This window comes from Bradyrhizobium sp. OK095 (assembly GCF_900109945.1).
Classification (GTDB): Bacteria; Pseudomonadota; Alphaproteobacteria; order Rhizobiales; family Xanthobacteraceae; genus Bradyrhizobium.
Genome location: NZ_FOBX01000017.1, coordinates 144268 through 158538, shown reverse-complemented (window position 1 = coordinate 158538; position 14271 = coordinate 144268). Strand labels below are relative to the sequence as shown.

The following is a 14271-nucleotide window of genomic DNA, read 5'->3' as shown; positions in this document are numbered from 1 at the left end:
GGAAACTGACGGTTCTTCCCTCTTGCTGCCACAGGTCATCCTCGGAATGCCTGTCACCGAGATTATCGTGTCTCACTCGAGGGGTGCAGTCCAGCCCTGTCACCGTAATTCTCGTTCTTGAGCTGCTGGCGCCGAGCTTCCTTCGCCGCATTGTGGATGTCGGTCAGAGCGTCGATCTATTGCTCCGACAGATTCATGCTCGAAAAGGCAGCAGTGAATTCAGCGCTCAGGCGGTTGTGAGGCTTGGCCATAGAAAGTCCCGCATCGAAATTGCTGGACAACCTTAGGGCGCTCGGCTCAGTTTCTCGCCCCTTACAACAGGGCATAGGGGGCACAGTGGCCAAGTTTCACGTTCAGGGACACCGCAAGCTGTACATCCACAACACGCTCGATCAGGGCGCGGACAATGCGAGGTCAGATATTGAGAAGAAGCTGAAGGACGGAGACCGCACAGGGATCGGCTTCGATTACATGACGTGCGGCATCATGCTGGCGTTCACCTTCGAGGCGCAGGTCAACTTCATGGGTACACGCTTCTGTACCCCCTGGAGTTACTTCGGGGTGTGGAAGGCTAAGGTCGAGACTGTCTTCAATGCACTAAAGATGGAATACGATTGGGCTAAGCGCCCCTTCATCTCGGCCCAGAAGATGAAAGTATTCCGTGACACCCTCGCGCACGGCAAGCCGGTTGACGAAAATCTCAACGAGGACTTTGAGGCAGCCACGATGGAAGAGGCGCGCGCGAAGTACAATTTCAAGCAAGCTTGGGAGGCGATGATGACCCACGAAGAGATCATGCAAGCCTACGACGACAACCAGCAGGTTTGGAAAATGATGCTCGAAAAATCCGGCATCAACATCATGGATACGCTCGATCAGATGAACCTCACCATTCACGCGATCAATCCGCCTTTACAAGGCTGACATTCTTGTGAGAGCTTGCTTCCCGGGCGCCCCGCCTTTCGTTGCAGTTCGGAGGGGCGCTCTCTCATTTCTGAGAGACGTGAATTTTCCCTTTTGAAGTATACAGACGGCGGCGTGATGATTCCTTTGCAACGAAAGGAAACTCATTATGCAAGACATCGGCTACGAATCTTATGCGGCACTGGCGCAAAGCCCGACTTGCCCGTCTAATCAACGTGACACACAATGCGCTTACGAAGTCCGCCGCCGTACATCGGGGCGCGGGGATAAGCTGTTGGCTGAATTAGAGACCGAGGAAGACGCCCTCGCCTACGTGGCCAACTTAGACCACGAGATCTGCGCCGAGATCACCATTCACGAGTTGAGCGACGAGCACCTGGGCTTTGACGAAATCTGCCTCGGACACTTCGTGTGGGATGCCGAGAGCGGCAAGTACGTTCAAGCGTAAGCGGAGGCGGTAACAGGCTGCACTGCGAAAAGCTGAGGGCTAAGCGACCTTTCTCCCGAGCTTCTTTAGATCCTTTATTGCCGCCGCCAACTCGGATCGAACGACGTGGATGTCAGACGCAATATTGCGCGCACTGCCTCCGTAAACAGTAGCCTCGCCGCTTATGACAAGCATAAAATTTTCCGATCCCGGCTTGAGATCGATTTCCGTTGGCTCGGAAGCGTAGTCCCAAGTCCCATAAACCGATAATCGCTGCGCCAGCGCCATCGAGTACCAATGCAGGATCGACTCCGTGCTGCGATCATCGCTGCTAAGCGCCATCTCGGCAACGGGTGTATCGCGAGTTGCGTCAAAGGCTTTACGGGCAGCATCTAGGAGACCGATCATTTCTGGCTCGGGAATATTTGCCGTGGCCGTGATCGATGGGAGTGCCGTGCTCGGCGGCACTTTTTCCAGATGAGCATTCCGATCCTTAAGGAAATCGATCTGCTTACGGACCCCCTCGTAGTGCCAACGGGCTAGTAAGTAACCAACGATCGCACCGATCAGAAGGACACCTCCAAACACGGCGAAGTTTGCCGAGATCAAATCCCAGCGACTAAGTAGATACTCCAAAACCTTATCGGGAATAGACATGGCTACGCTCGCTCCAACATCGGACAATACTCCATCGTGGCGCGAACCGGCATCGCGCGCGTGATTGACAGAAAGCCTGGGTGGAGCGAGAACCTTCGTTGTTCAGGCGGAGAGTCCTTCGGGATCCTCCACCCAGGCGTCGGACGATTCGCGTCGTCCGGCGCTTTTTTTATCCGGGAGTCGCGTGAATAGTCAGCGGCGGTTCACCAGTTTCCTCCAGTTTTACCCGGAAAGTTGTGGAATACCGCCATATACTTTGTGGATATCTCGAAAAGTTCAAAGGACAGAGTGTCCTAGGCTGTGGGTGGATTTGCCCCGAAACGATCACCGCAAACCAATATCGTTGACAAACAACGTAATCACCGAAATCGACACCGCAAACTTACACCGCAAATCATCACCACACACAGACACGTACAGACGACGACGCAAAGCATCACGCACGTCATCACCACGCCGATCATCGAAACGATCACCACAAGTAGCCATCAGCTATTGGTTATCCAACGCCCCGCCTTCGGCGCTATCCCCACCCTCCGCCCATGGGGGCGTATGAGCGGATGCTGACAGACACGGGCGATGCTGAGAGATCGGTGGATGGGCGCCTACGCCATCCCCAGAACAAACCAAGGTGAAGCCGCACGTAATCCGCACGTATGGTAGTGCCCCGATGCGGATTTTACTGCTATTTGTTGCCCCGTCGTGCCGGAATGGGCGGAAATTCTCACAACGTTCTCAGAAGGATAAGAAAAATGCGATACCTCCACACCATGCTGCGCGTGCGCAATCTCGATGTTGCGCTGAAGTTTTATCAGGATGCGCTGGGGCTCAAGGAGGTGCGGCGGATCGAGAACGACAAGGGGCGGTTCACGCTTCTCTTCCTGTGCTCGGCGGACGATCTCGAGGCGCTGAAGAAGCAGCCGCAGTCGCGCGGCGCGCCGCTGGTCGAGCTCACCTATAATTGGGACGAGGAGAAGTACGGCGAGGACCGCTTCTTCGGCCATCTCGCCTATGAGGTCGACGACATCTACGCCACGTGCGCGCAGCTGCAAAAGGCCGGCGTCACCATCAACCGTCCCCCGCGCGACGGCAACATGGCCTTCGTCCGCTCGCCGGATCTGCACTCGATCGAGCTGTTGCAGAAGGGCGAGCCGAAGGCGCCGGCCGAGCCGTGGTTGTCGATGCCGAATATCGGCCATTGGTAAGGCCCTTTCCGCAGGAACCAGCCCCCCTCGCGTGCGTTCTCTCTTCGACAATGCAATTGGAGGAGGACGCAATGGGACGAGGATTACTGCTGTGGATGCTGGGCGTGCCGATCCCGGTGATCATTCTGCTGTGGCTGTTCTTCGGCCACTGATCGACAGGCTCAATTTGCAAGGAAAGCTCCGCCGATGGCGGAGCTTTTTGCATGAGGGGCGCGCTGCAATGCGCGTCGCTCGTGGAATGAATTTCCGCTATCACCCCGCGGCAAGCGAAGAACGCCGCGGGAGGAATTTCATGCCGGACCACAAGCTCACGATCTGGGGCCGCGCCAATTCGGTCAACGTGCAGAAGGTGCTGTGGTGCCTGACCGAGCTTGGCCTCGCCTATGAGCGCATCGACGCCGGCATGGCGTTCGGCAAGACCCGCGAGGCCGACTATCTCGCGATGAACCCCAATGCGCGGATCCCGACGCTGGTCGAGGGCGATTTCGTGCTGTGGGAGTCGAACTCCATCATGCGCTATCTCTGCCTCGCGCATGGAAGCGGCACGCCGATCTATCCCGAAGAGCCGAAGAAGCGCGCCGGCGTCGACCGCTGGCTCGACTGGACGCTGTCGATGGTGCAGCCGGTCGACCGCCCGGTGTTCTGGGGCATCGTGCGCACGCCGCCCGCGGAGCGCGACATGATCAAGATCCAGCAGGACGCCGATGCAGCCGCAGAGGTCTGGGCGATCGCCGACCGCCTGCTGGCCACGCGGCCGTTCGTGGAGGGCGATGCGTTCACGCTCGCCGATATCGCGATCGGCTCTTATGCGCGGCGCTGGCTCGGCGTCGAAGGCATCACCCGGCCGGCGCAGCCGAACCTGACGCGCTGGCTCGCCGAGCTCGGCAAGCGGCCCGGCTTCGCACAGTTTGTCGCACCGCCGATGTCGTGAGCCGGTGGCGCGGCATAAGTTGCTCGAAGCGCGCGATGAATCGCCGCTTTGGCGCAGGCGCCGCCGCACTTGACGGCTACTGTGCATGGGGTTGTTTTCGCGGTTTTGTTCCGGGCCTAGCGCCGGACCGTGGTCTCGACGCTGACCGAGCCGCCGATCTTCACGCAGGTGCCGGTCGCCTCGACCATATGGAAGCCACGGCCATAGGAGGCGCAGGAGCCCGCCTTCGCGGTCCCGGCCGTGCCCTTCAGGGGTAAATTCTTGCCCGCCTGCGACGGCTCTGAGGCCGGAAGGCGCAGGCTCTCGGCGGCAGAAGCGGACGTCGTCAGGAGCGAGACGAGGATGAGGAGCGGGGCACGCATGGCCTCGGGTTCTAACCCGGACAGTTGGCGCTCCCTAGCGGAATCGAACCGCTCTCTCCACCGTGAAAGGGTGGCGTCCTAACCGATAGACGAAGGGAGCAAATGCATGGCCTCACCGCTTTGGACGGCACGGCCGCGCCGCACGAGTCGTGCCCGGCGGTTTGCAGCGGGCGAACGTATAATGTCCTTTGGGCCGGTGGGCAAGCCGTTCGGAACGGTCTTTTGGAACCGGTGGATAGCGCCGCCCCCGGCACCATTCGGCGGCGATTTCAACGGTTTCTTAGGGTTCCCTGAGTTAGCGCTGGAGCGGGAGATCTTTGCCGATGCCACCGCCCAAGAAGCGCGCAGCCCGCAAGCTGCTGTCGCAGCATGCCTGGATCACGCTCGACGGCGGGTTCGCGGCACGGCATTGCCTGGTCCAGGACATCTCGGCCTCGGGCGCGAAGATCACGATGGACGATGATGCAAGCCAGCTCCCGGGCGTGATCCGGATGGCGTTCGCGCGCGATGCCCGCACCGGGCGGAGCTGCCAGGTGGTCTGGCGCCGCGGCAAGTCGGCCGGCATCAAGTTCATCTGATCCTGATTTGATCCCCGGCGCACCGACGTCCCCTGGCTGGCGCGCACGGGCTGACGCCGATTTCCACTTCTCCGGCATGAACCTTCCCGACCCTCGCTGGCGACCAACAGGCCATGGAGCAGCGCAAATCAACCCCGGACGGCCCGTCGGCTGCGCCGCCGCCCTGGATACAGCGTGCGACGCCTTACGCGCCAGGCCGGCGCGCCAAGATGCTCGAGCACATGGCCCGCGCCAGATCGCTTCCGCAGCCGCAGACCGTGCCTGCGACGACGCGCGCGCGCACGAGCGGCATGGACATTCTCGGCGATGCCTTCGGTTACGCGGTCCTGTTCGGGGCCATCGCCCTGCTCTTCCAGTCGCGCATCCCGCTCTACCTCGGCGCCTTTCTCTTCCTCGACGACGGCGAGCGCATCGAGCTTGCGCTTGCAAGGATCGGCATCCGGTTCGAGCCCGATACGGTCGGCCCCGACATCATCAAGACCTTCGTATCGCTGTTCGGATGGTTCGCGTTGCTCGCGGCGTTGAGAGCGCCTGCCCCCGCCTGGCTCGCCGCGTGGATGCCGCCGGACACATCGTGGTCTTTCATCGCCGGCACCGCGCTTGCGTTCGCCATCGTCGAGGCGCTCGCAACGCTGGTGATGCGGCGCGCATGGCCATGGTTCGGATTTCAGACCAGGCCGAACAACCTGACCTGGGCGGCGATCAAATTCGCCATGGCCATTGGCGTGCTGGCTCTGCTGGTGCTCGGGTGACGCAATCGTGAGATCGCGGGCCACCTAAACGCGGCGCTATGCCGCCCAATCCGACTTGCGCATTTACCGGAAATTTACCCCTGCTCATGAGTGCCGGTATCATTTGCTTAGAATTTGATTGCTACCGTGAATCTACGGAAATACTCCGAAACACGATTGGCCCCCATGTCCGTCTCCGAGTTCCTCAGGCAGCGCGCAGTGGAAGTCACCGTGAGCGGCAGTTACTCGCTGCCGCGCTGGTACGATTGCGAGGGTAAGCTCCGCACCTTCGCCTGCCGCACCAAGCGTGTCTCGCCGTTCCGCATGATCGTGGACGTGCCCGTCGTCGGCAAGATCGGCGAGCGTGTCACCTCCTATTTCCAGGACTTCGGCGAATTCCAGTGCACCATCAGCGCAACGCTGAAGGCAGGCTTCCTGATGGAACTCGACATGACGCGGGCACGGCGCGCCTGGATGTCTGAAAAGCTCACCTGGCTGGAGAAGAAGCAGAAGGACGCCAGCGTCCTGGAGCATCGCAACGACGCCCGCTTCGTTCCGCAAGTCTCGCACACCTTCCTGACGCTCGCCGACGGCAGCACTCATTCCTGCTTCATCATCGACGTCTCCACGGCCGGGGTCGCGATATCCTGCGAATACGACCCGCCGATTGGAACCCCGCTTGCGGTGGGCGCCTGCGTCGGGCGCGTGATCCGCAAATTCGACAACGGCTTTGCGGTCAAGTTCGCCGAGAAGCAGCAGCGCGACGACCTGGTCCGGCTGATTGTCCGCTCGCCCTTGCTGCAATCGGCCTGATCCGGCCCGATCGATCTTAACTCTTTTTTAACTAAGGACTGGAGGTGGTGACCCCTGCGCGATAGGGTGTGACCCAGTACGTCCGCAATCATTGCGGGCTCTCACGTATTGGAAGTCCTGGAATGTCTATCGCTGATGCCGGGCTCACCCCGGCAGAGATCGCCCAGAGCACGAAGACCGCGCCCAAGCCGCAGCTTCCACCCGGCGTCATCACCGAGGGACCACTGGTGCAGGCCAAGCTGCGCGAGAGCTATCTCCTCCTCGGCATCCTCTATGTCGGTGCTGTCGCGGGCATCATCTGGGCCTTCACCCAGGGCCTCGGCAAGGTCGAGTTGTTTACGTTCGTCTGGATGTTCGCGCTGACGACATTCGGCATCGGCGCCGGCATGCATCGGCTGTTCGTTCATCGCAGCTTCCGCACCGGCCCGATCATGCGCGTGTTCTTCTGCGCCATCGCCCAGATGGCGGTGCAGGGCTCGATTGCGAAATGGGTCGCCAACCACCGCCGCCACCATCTCTATGCCGATGATGTCGGCGATCCCCACAGCCCGCAATTCGACGGCTTCGGCAATCGCTATGTCAGCGCGTTGAAGGGTTTTCTGCACGCCCAAGGCAGCTGGGTGTTCGACCATGCGACCACCGACAACGAATATTACGCCAAGGATATCCTCGCCGATCCCATCGCGATGTTCTTCGTGCGCACGCGTTGGGTCTGGTACGGGATGTCCGCGGTCTTCATCCCCGGCGTGATCGGCTACACCTTCGGCGGCGTACACACCATGGTCGGCTGCGTGCTGTTCTCCGGCCTGCTCCGCGCCTATCTGCTGATCTTCGTCAGCCAGTTCACCGGCTCGATCTGCCACGCCTATGGCTATCGCCGCTTCAAGGTCGACGATGCCTCGACCAACGAGTTCGTGACCACGATCCTCACCTTCGGCGAGGGTCTGCACAACAACCATCACCGCTTCCCGCGGGACGCCTATATCTCGCACGCCTGGTGGGAGATCGATCTCAACGGCCTGATCATTCTCGGCATGGAGAAGATCGGCCTCGTCCACGACGTCTTCCACGCCTCGCACCGTCAGCTCGAGCTGGCGTCCGAAGCGGAAGCGCGGGCGGCCTCGACGGCGCGCTGAACGCCGCCCTATCGCGGCCCCATTGCGGGATCAGCTTTTGAACGTCCGTGCCGTAAGGCCGGACGTCATTTGCAGACTTGCGATCGGGGGACCGAATGGCAGTCGACAAGGTCGAACTCGACAAAATCACCTGGGACAGGGTTGGCCGGGTCACCGAGCCCGGACGCTACATGTACACGTTCGGCTGGCTCACCATCACCGCCGGCGACCTCGATATCTGGAAGCAGTATCCGCAGGCGGCGTTCACCCTGCTCGCGCAGTATCCGCTGCCGGATCAGGCGACCGGCGAGGAATACCATCTCGGCGCTTTCGACGTTGCGCCCGGGCCGCGGCCGCCGTTCACGACCCACTAAGGGCCGTGGCGCGGCCGCTCCCGAGCCTTCTCCGGTTCCCCGATTCGAGCGGCCACAACGGTCATTTCGCGTAAGGAGCGATTGCGCAAACCGCGGGACCGCCTCGGAACGCATGGCATGAGCGTTGCTTAATCCTCGCCATGACCCATCTCGCTCCCCTGGACCAAGCCCTTCTGCTGCTGCTGATCTCCGCCTGTCTCGGCTCATGCCTGGTCCGCGCCTTCTGGGAGCTGGAGCAGGCCCGCGCCCGGCGTGCCTCAATGCACCGCAGGCGCACAACGAAGCGTGACTAGGCAGCTACCGGCCGCGGCGCCAAGGTAGCGAATGCCGCCTCTGGACTCGCCGCCGGGACACGTGCATCGTGAATCGAAGAAACCTTCGCATTCCATTGATCCAGCTAACCAATCGCGGCCTCGTGTCGGCGGCGGGATCGCTGCCATTGATAGCGAGCACGTCCCATCATGCAGTTGATTGCACTCGCATTCTCCACCGCGATCACTGCGCAGATGAACGGAAGCTGTCGCAGCTGTTAAGCGAGGCGACAGCAAGCGCATGACACATGGTCGCATCGGTAAAAGTAGATAAGCCGGGCCAGGGAACCTATTTTCGACGCCGATGTATCTGATTGAAGCGCTCCCCACCGTCATCGGAACTGCAGCCATCGCCCCGGCGCTGCTGATGCTGTGGCTCGTCATCGCCGCCGAGGAGCGCCCGGGGCCGCCGGCCCAGGTCTGGACCGCGTTCCTGCTCGGCGCGGCCAGCATTTCCCTGCTGGGCCTCGCCCGTGCCCCCTTCGCCAAGATGGTTGCGGCGCCCGACAACCCCTGGGCGGCGCTGGCCATGCATTCGATCTTCGGCGTCGCGCTGCCGGAAGAAGCCGTCAAGGTGATCGCCATCGTGCTGATCTCCTCGACCAAGCGGCGGACGTTTGCCAATCCGATGGACACCGTGGTCTATGGCGCCGCGGTCGGCCTCGGCTTCGCCGCCTACGAGAACCTCGCCTACCTCGTCCAACATGCCGAGATGTGGCGTTCGCTGGCCGCGCTGCGCAGCGTGCTGACCGTGCCGTTCCACGGTGCGCTCGGCATCATCGCGGGCGCCTACCTGACAATCGCCCGGGCCGGCACGGCGCTGGGCGCGAACCGCCACAATCGCGACTGGGCCCGCCTCTCCAGCCGCCTCCTGATCTTCGCTGGACCCCTCGCGCTGCATTCGGCCTTCGACTTCCCGCTGCTGACCTTGCAAAGGATGCCGGATCTGGATCCGACGCTGCGGATGTGGCTCGGCGCTGCGAGCCTGCTGATCGGCTTCAGCTCGATCGCCTTCGCCATCCGTCTGGTCCGGCGCGTCGCGCGCCACCATGCGCCCCGCACCGAAATCGCGCGGGAGCGGCTCAGCCAGCTGCGCCGGATGTGGGCGCTGCTGCTCGCCGGCGGCGGCGTCGGCTTCCTCGGCCTCGCCTTCGTGCTGACCTCGATCCATCACTGGCTGATCAACCCCGCGCGCAACCTGACGCTGGCGCTGATCCCGATCGGCTTCGTCTCGATCCTGCTCGGGCTTGCGCTCCTGATCGTCACGACCGCGATCTACATTCTCGGCCGCAACCGCATCCGCACCAGCGGCGAAGGTTTTTCGTCTGCGCACGGCGGCAGCTAGGCCGCGGGATGGCAAGTGTGCCGTGCGCGCACTAGATTAGGCACACGCCATTCGAGCTGGAGCTTAGCGATGACATCGCCCGAGGATCTTTCACGGCTGCAATCCGCCATGAGCCAAACGGTGAAGGCGCATTGGAAGGCCTTTTTGTTCGAAGGCATCCTGCTTGCCGTGCTGGGCATCGCCGCGCTGATCGTGCCGCCGCTCGCCAGTCTTGCGATCGCGATTGTCCTCGGCTGGATGTTTTTGATCAGCGGCATCGGCGGCCTGATCGTGACCTATTGGGCGCGCAGCACGCCGGGCTTCTGGTGGTCGCTGATCTCGGCGGCGCTCGCCGTGCTCGCCGGCATGCTGTTGCTGGCCCGGCCGATGCAGGCCGTGCTGACGCTGACCATCGTGCTCGGCGCCTACTTTCTGGCCGAGGGTGTCGCCACCATCATGTATGCGCTGGAGCATCGCCGCGAACTTAGCGGCCGCTGGTCGTGGCTGCTGATCTCGGGACTCGTCGACATCGTGATCGCTTTCATGGTGATCACGGGACTGCCGAGCTCAGCGGAATGGGCGATCGGAGTCCTCGTCGGTATCAATTTGCTGTTTGGCGGCGCCACCCTGATCGGCATGGCGCTGGCGGCACGCAACAGCAACAGTTGAGAGGCCCCGTCGCGCCCTGCGCCGTTTTGGGGGGTGACAACCCGCCAGCGGCACGCTATATGACGCTCCATGATCACCGTCGCCACCAGCTTTTATTGGTACTTTAGCTACGACAGCTCGCTGGCGGTGGGAGGATCACGCTCAATCTGACAAATTGCAGCATCTAGTCCGAACAGCCGCCAAATCCTGGCGGCTTTTTTATTGGCCGGCAGGTTCTCAAAATGACAGGAGCCCGCCGTGCTGAGCACGACAGACGATCTTCGTATCCGCGAACTGAAAGAGCTGAGCACGCCGGATGAGGTGATGCGGGAAGTCCCGCGCACGCTCACGGCAACGCGGGTGGTGATGGCGGCGCGCAACGCCATCCACGCCATCCTCAACGGCCAGGACGACCGCCTCCTGGTCGTGGTCGGCCCCTGCTCGGTGCATGACCCGAAGGCCGCGCTCGAGTATGCCGAGCGCCTTGCTGGCTTGCGCGAAGAGCTCTCCGACCAGCTCGAGATCGTGATGCGGGTCTATTTCGAGAAGCCACGCACCACCGTCGGCTGGAAGGGCCTGATCAACGACCCTGATCTGGACGGCAGCTTCGACATCAACAAGGGCCTGCGGCTGGCGCGCAACGTGCTGTCGGCGGTGAACAATCTCGGCCTGCCCGCCGGCGCTGAATTCCTGGACATGACGACGCCGCAATACATCGCGGATCTCGTGTCCTGGGCCGCGATCGGCGCGCGCACGACCGAGAGCCAGATTCATCGCGAGCTGGCCTCGGGGCTGTCCTGTCCGGTCGGCTTCAAGAACGGCACCGACGGCAATGTGCGCATCGCAGCAGACGCCGTGAAGTCGGCCTCGCATCCGCACCATTTCATGGCCGTGACAAAACTCGGCCGCTCGGCGATCGCCTCGACCGCAGGCAATGAGGACTGCCACATCATCCTGCGCGGCGGCAGCAAGCCGAACTACGACGCGGCGAACGTCGCGGAGGCCTGCAACGATCTGGCGAAAGCCGGCGTCGCGCCGCTGGTGATGGTGGATGCGAGCCATGCCAATTCGAGCAAGAAGCCGGAGAACCAGCCGCTGGTCATGACCGATATCGCCGGCCAGATTTCCGGCGGCGAGAACCGCATCATGGGTGTGATGATCGAGAGCAATCTCGTCGCGGGCCGGCAGGACGTGGTGCCGGGCAAGCCGCTCACTTACGGTCAAAGCATCACCGACGGATGCATCGACTGGGCGACGACCGAAACCACGCTCAAGCAGCTCGCGGACGCGGTTGAGATCCGGCGCAACACCCAGCGCGCGGGGCTGCACGAGCGGACGGCGTAAGCCTGAAATCGCGGGCGGGGCGAGCTGTCGCGCCCTGCCCGCAACTATCCTGCTCTAGCAGCCGCGGCAGATGCTCTTGATCTTCTTGTCGAGCGCCGCGTCTTCCTTGTTTACGGGATTGTTCGGATCGCTCAGATTCTTCTCGTTCGGCACCTCGCCGGCGCGCGGCTGTCGATGACCGACGGGAGCCTGCGGCAACGATCCAGAGCTCGCGCCGCTGGATGTCGATCCCTTGGTGCCGGTCTGCGCGACCGCCGTACCGCCAAGCAAGACCACGAGCGCTGCTGCCACCATGATCTTCTTCATGTCCTATCCTCCATTCTCAAACCGGCGTTCTCTCCCCCTTCAGCTCTCGGGCGGATAGAGATGAACGTCGCCACAATAGTCCACGATACGATAGCGCGTTTCCTGGTCCGCTTCACGCGCATCGGCTGCGGTATTTTGTGCCGCCAACACATAATTCGGTCCGACCGGCGATTTGCCGGCGCCACCGGGAATGTCGAGGACATAGTCAGGCTGGCACAGTCCTGATACCCGTCCGCGCAGCTGCCGCATTAAATCCTGGCCTTTCGCCAGCGTCGTTCGCAAATGCACGGTGCCCGGCGCGAGATCTCCGTGATGCAGATAGTAGGGCTTGATCCGGCATTCGACGAAAGCTCGCATCAAATCCGACAAAGCCGCGATGTTGTCATTGACCCCGCGCAAAAGCACGGACTGGCTCACCAGGGGAATTCCGGCATCGACCAGCCGCGCACAGGCGGCACGCGCCGGACCCGACAGCTCGCGCGCATGATTGGCATGCACTGCGACCCAGGTGGTCGCGCCCCGAACCTTCAGCGCCGCGACCATTTCGTCGCTGATGCGCGCGGGATCGGCCACGGGCACGCGGGTGTGAAGGCGGATGATCTTGACGTGATCGATGCCGGCGAGATCGGCCATGATCTCGCTCATGCGACGCGGCGAGAGCATCAGCGGATCGCCGCCGGTCAGGATCACTTCCCAGATCTCGCTGTGCGCGCGGATGTAGTCGATTGCCGCACGATAGGCGGTCTCCGACAGCGCATTCTCCTTGCCGGGGCCCACCATCTCGCGGCGGAAACAGAAGCGGCAATAGACCGCGCAGACGTGAACAAGCTTGAACAAGACGCGATCGGGATAGCGATGGACGATGCCTGGTACAGGCGAATGCGGGTGGTCGCCAATCGGATCGGCGTTCTCGCCCGGCTGCATCTCGAGCTCTGCTTCCGTCGGAACGAATTGCCGGGCGATGGGATCGTCGGGATCGGAATTGTCGATCAACTCGACCAGCGCCGGTGTGATCGCAACCGCGTAGCGCGCGGCGACGCGTTCCAGCGCGGGCAGCGCCGCGGCAGGCACGAGGTCCGCGGCCACGAGTTCGGCCGGCTCGCGCAAGGTGCGTGCAAGATTGGTCTTCGTCATCTCTCACTTAACGTTTCATTTGCAGGCGGTGTCCACACCACCTGATCAATTCGCGATGCGCCGCTCGCCAGCATCACCAGACGGTCGAAACCGAGCGCAACACCGCTCGCCTCCGGCATGGCTGCGACCGCGGCCAGAAAATCCTCGTCCAGCGGATAGGCCTCGCCGTAGCGGCGCTGCTTCTCCGCCATCGATTCCGTGAAGCGTTTGCGCAGCTCCTCGGCGTCGGTCAGCTCGCCAAAGCCGTTGGCGAGCTCGACGCCGCAGGCATAGACTTCGAACCGTTCCGCGACCCTGGGATCGCTAGCCTTCACCCGCGCCAGCGCCGCCTCCGGAGATGGGTATTCGAACAGAATGGTCAAACGCCCCTGCCCCAAATGCGGTTCGACATGCTCGACCAGGACCTTGCTGAAGATGTCCGACCAGGTGTCGTCCTCGGCGACGCGGATCTTGCCGGCTGCCGCCTCGGCGAGCGCGGCACGGTTACCCTCGTTGCCCGAGATTGTCGACAGCAGGTCTATCCCCGCGAACCGTTCGAAAGCGTCCGCGACCGTCAGCAGCTCCGGCTCGGCGAAGGGGTCGGCGGTCCGGCCGCGGAAGGAGAAGGCTCCGATCCCGGTCGCCTGCGCCGCGCGGGCAATCACGACGACGGTGTCGGCCATGATGGCGTCATAGGGCGCGCCGGCCCGGTACCATTCCAGCATGGTGAATTCGGGCAGATGCAGGTCGCCGCGCTCGCGGTCGCGAAACACCCGGGCGAACTCGAAGATTCGGGGCTCCCCGGCCGCCAGCAGCTTCTTGCAGGCGAATTCCGGGGAGGTCCGCAGGTATCGGCTGGCCCGGCTGCCGTCAGGCAGCACGATCTCGGTCCGGGGGGCGTGCAGATGGGTTTCATTGCCCGGGGAGACCTGGAGGACGGAGGTTTCGACCTCGACGAACCCCTGCTCGGCGAAAAAGCCCCTGAGAGACCCGGTCATGGCCCCCCTGGCCTGGAGGAAAGGCCGCCGGTCGAGGTGCCTCCCGGGCGACCAGAACGGGGAAATCGGCTTGTCCCCAGCCATCAACCCACCGCCCCGCAGGTCAGCAA

General features: G+C 62.6%; 17 protein-coding genes and 1 tRNA gene. 12 read left to right on the top strand and 6 right to left on the bottom strand.

Annotated elements, in window-relative coordinates:
* Positions 1-336: 336 nt before the first annotated feature.
* Positions 337-924 (top strand): hypothetical protein, encoded by a 588-nt coding sequence (locus BMW89_RS33060; RefSeq protein ID WP_143062876.1) that lies wholly within the window; start codon positions 337-339, stop codon positions 922-924.
* A gap of 148 nt (positions 925-1072) precedes the next feature.
* Entirely contained in the window at positions 1073-1372 is a 300-nt protein-coding gene (locus BMW89_RS37590; protein WP_143062875.1) for a hypothetical protein, read from the top strand.
* Positions 1373-1411: 39 nt separating this feature from the next.
* Here BMW89_RS37590 and BMW89_RS33055 read toward each other — a convergent pair whose 3' ends face one another.
* Positions 1412-2008, bottom strand: a complete 597-nt coding sequence (locus BMW89_RS33055) for a hypothetical protein (RefSeq protein WP_092034520.1) — start codon at positions 2006-2008, stop codon at positions 1412-1414.
* A gap of 752 nt (positions 2009-2760) precedes the next feature.
* Here BMW89_RS33055 and BMW89_RS33050 point away from each other — a divergent pair.
* Both BMW89_RS33050 and BMW89_RS33045 read left to right on the top strand, forming a co-directional pair.
* The gene (locus BMW89_RS33050; RefSeq protein ID WP_092034519.1) at positions 2761-3213 is read left to right on the top strand and encodes a VOC family protein; all 453 of its coding nucleotides are present in this window, start codon (positions 2761-2763) and stop codon (positions 3211-3213) included.
* Positions 3214-3505: 292 nt separating this feature from the next.
* Complete coding sequence (locus tag BMW89_RS33045) at positions 3506-4144, top strand: glutathione S-transferase family protein (protein ID WP_092034525.1); 639 nt, start codon at positions 3506-3508, stop codon at positions 4142-4144.
* A 116-nt stretch (positions 4145-4260) separates the two neighbouring features.
* Here the strand turns inward: BMW89_RS33045 and BMW89_RS33040 are convergent, their stop codons facing one another.
* Together BMW89_RS33040 and BMW89_RS33035 are read right to left on the bottom strand one after the other, a co-directional pair.
* Positions 4261-4506 carry a hypothetical protein gene (locus BMW89_RS33040; protein WP_092034518.1) on the bottom strand — a complete coding sequence of 82 codons (246 nt, stop codon included), beginning with the start codon at positions 4504-4506 and terminating at the stop codon, positions 4261-4263.
* Between the two features lie 25 nt (positions 4507-4531).
* Positions 4532-4606: transfer RNA gene (locus tag BMW89_RS33035), tRNA-Glu, on the bottom strand.
* A 223-nt stretch (positions 4607-4829) separates the two neighbouring features.
* On the opposite strand from BMW89_RS33035, the gene BMW89_RS33030 reads away from it, so the two are divergent.
* The 8 genes from BMW89_RS33030 to BMW89_RS32995 all read left to right on the top strand — a co-directional run bounded on the left by BMW89_RS33030 (position 4830) and on the right by BMW89_RS32995 (position 11744).
* Complete coding sequence (locus BMW89_RS33030; protein ID WP_092034517.1) at positions 4830-5084, top strand: PilZ domain-containing protein; 255 nt, start codon at positions 4830-4832, stop codon at positions 5082-5084.
* 113 nt (positions 5085-5197) lie between these two features.
* Positions 5198-5836, top strand: coding sequence for a hypothetical protein (locus BMW89_RS33025; RefSeq protein ID WP_092034516.1), 639 nt, complete (start codon positions 5198-5200; stop codon positions 5834-5836).
* 165 nt (positions 5837-6001) lie between these two features.
* Positions 6002-6628, top strand: coding sequence for a PilZ domain-containing protein (locus tag BMW89_RS33020; RefSeq protein ID WP_177196498.1), 627 nt, complete (start codon positions 6002-6004; stop codon positions 6626-6628).
* Positions 6629-6750: 122 nt separating this feature from the next.
* Positions 6751-7764: an acyl-CoA desaturase gene (locus BMW89_RS33015; RefSeq protein WP_092034514.1), complete on the top strand. Its 1014-nt coding sequence runs from the start codon at positions 6751-6753 to the stop codon at positions 7762-7764.
* A 95-nt stretch (positions 7765-7859) separates the two neighbouring features.
* Positions 7860-8117 carry a hypothetical protein gene (locus BMW89_RS33010; RefSeq protein ID WP_092034513.1) on the top strand — a complete coding sequence of 86 codons (258 nt, stop codon included), beginning with the start codon at positions 7860-7862 and terminating at the stop codon, positions 8115-8117.
* A 615-nt stretch (positions 8118-8732) separates the two neighbouring features.
* On the top strand, positions 8733-9773 hold the full coding sequence (locus tag BMW89_RS33005) for a PrsW family glutamic-type intramembrane protease (protein ID WP_092034512.1): 1041 nt from the start codon (positions 8733-8735) through the stop codon (positions 9771-9773).
* A 69-nt stretch (positions 9774-9842) separates the two neighbouring features.
* Complete coding sequence (locus BMW89_RS33000; protein ID WP_092034511.1) at positions 9843-10421, top strand: HdeD family acid-resistance protein; 579 nt, start codon at positions 9843-9845, stop codon at positions 10419-10421.
* A gap of 237 nt (positions 10422-10658) precedes the next feature.
* Entirely contained in the window at positions 10659-11744 is a 1086-nt protein-coding gene (locus tag BMW89_RS32995) for a 3-deoxy-7-phosphoheptulonate synthase (RefSeq protein WP_092034510.1), read from the top strand.
* A 54-nt stretch (positions 11745-11798) separates the two neighbouring features.
* Here BMW89_RS32995 and BMW89_RS32990 read toward each other — a convergent pair whose 3' ends face one another.
* The 3 genes from BMW89_RS32990 to epmA are packed head-to-tail and all read right to left on the bottom strand — an operon-like array spanning position 11799 to position 14245.
* Positions 11799-12050 (bottom strand): hypothetical protein, encoded by a 252-nt coding sequence (locus BMW89_RS32990; protein WP_092034509.1) that lies wholly within the window; start codon positions 12048-12050, stop codon positions 11799-11801.
* Between the two features lie 39 nt (positions 12051-12089).
* Positions 12090-13184: a lysine-2,3-aminomutase-like protein gene (locus tag BMW89_RS32985; RefSeq protein ID WP_092034508.1), complete on the bottom strand. Its 1095-nt coding sequence runs from the start codon at positions 13182-13184 to the stop codon at positions 12090-12092.
* Positions 13181-14245 carry an EF-P lysine aminoacylase EpmA gene (gene epmA / locus BMW89_RS32980; RefSeq protein WP_092034507.1) on the bottom strand — a complete coding sequence of 355 codons (1065 nt, stop codon included), beginning with the start codon at positions 14243-14245 and terminating at the stop codon, positions 13181-13183. Before epmA ends, BMW89_RS32985 begins: the two co-directional genes overlap by 4 nt.
* Positions 14246-14271: the final 26 nt, after the last annotated feature.

Excerpts from the sequence above, each read along its gene's own strand:
- BMW89_RS33015 (WP_092034514.1), top strand. The coding sequence starts at position 6,751 with ATGTCTATCGCTGATGCCGGGCTCACCCCGGCAGAGATCGCCCAGAGC.
- BMW89_RS33005 (WP_092034512.1), top strand. The coding sequence starts at position 8,733 with ATGTATCTGATTGAAGCGCTCCCCACCGTCATCGGAACTGCAGCCATC.
- BMW89_RS33020 (WP_177196498.1), top strand. The coding sequence starts at position 6,002 with ATGTCCGTCTCCGAGTTCCTCAGGCAGCGCGCAGTGGAAGTCACCGTG.
- BMW89_RS33010 (WP_092034513.1), top strand. The coding sequence starts at position 7,860 with ATGGCAGTCGACAAGGTCGAACTCGACAAAATCACCTGGGACAGGGTT.
- BMW89_RS32990 (WP_092034509.1), bottom strand. The coding sequence starts at position 12,050 with ATGAAGAAGATCATGGTGGCAGCAGCGCTCGTGGTCTTGCTTGGCGGT.
- BMW89_RS33025 (WP_092034516.1), top strand. The coding sequence starts at position 5,198 with ATGGAGCAGCGCAAATCAACCCCGGACGGCCCGTCGGCTGCGCCGCCG.
- BMW89_RS33040 (WP_092034518.1), bottom strand. The coding sequence starts at position 4,506 with ATGCGTGCCCCGCTCCTCATCCTCGTCTCGCTCCTGACGACGTCCGCT.
- BMW89_RS33030 (WP_092034517.1), top strand. The coding sequence starts at position 4,830 with ATGCCACCGCCCAAGAAGCGCGCAGCCCGCAAGCTGCTGTCGCAGCAT.
- BMW89_RS33000 (WP_092034511.1), top strand. The coding sequence starts at position 9,843 with ATGACATCGCCCGAGGATCTTTCACGGCTGCAATCCGCCATGAGCCAA.
- BMW89_RS33050 (WP_092034519.1), top strand. The coding sequence starts at position 2,761 with ATGCGATACCTCCACACCATGCTGCGCGTGCGCAATCTCGATGTTGCG.
- BMW89_RS37590 (WP_143062875.1), top strand. The coding sequence starts at position 1,073 with ATGCAAGACATCGGCTACGAATCTTATGCGGCACTGGCGCAAAGCCCG.
- BMW89_RS33045 (WP_092034525.1), top strand. The coding sequence starts at position 3,506 with ATGCCGGACCACAAGCTCACGATCTGGGGCCGCGCCAATTCGGTCAAC.
- BMW89_RS33055 (WP_092034520.1), bottom strand. The coding sequence starts at position 2,008 with ATGTCTATTCCCGATAAGGTTTTGGAGTATCTACTTAGTCGCTGGGAT.
- epmA (WP_092034507.1), bottom strand. The coding sequence starts at position 14,245 with ATGGCTGGGGACAAGCCGATTTCCCCGTTCTGGTCGCCCGGGAGGCAC.
- BMW89_RS32985 (WP_092034508.1), bottom strand. The coding sequence starts at position 13,184 with ATGACGAAGACCAATCTTGCACGCACCTTGCGCGAGCCGGCCGAACTC.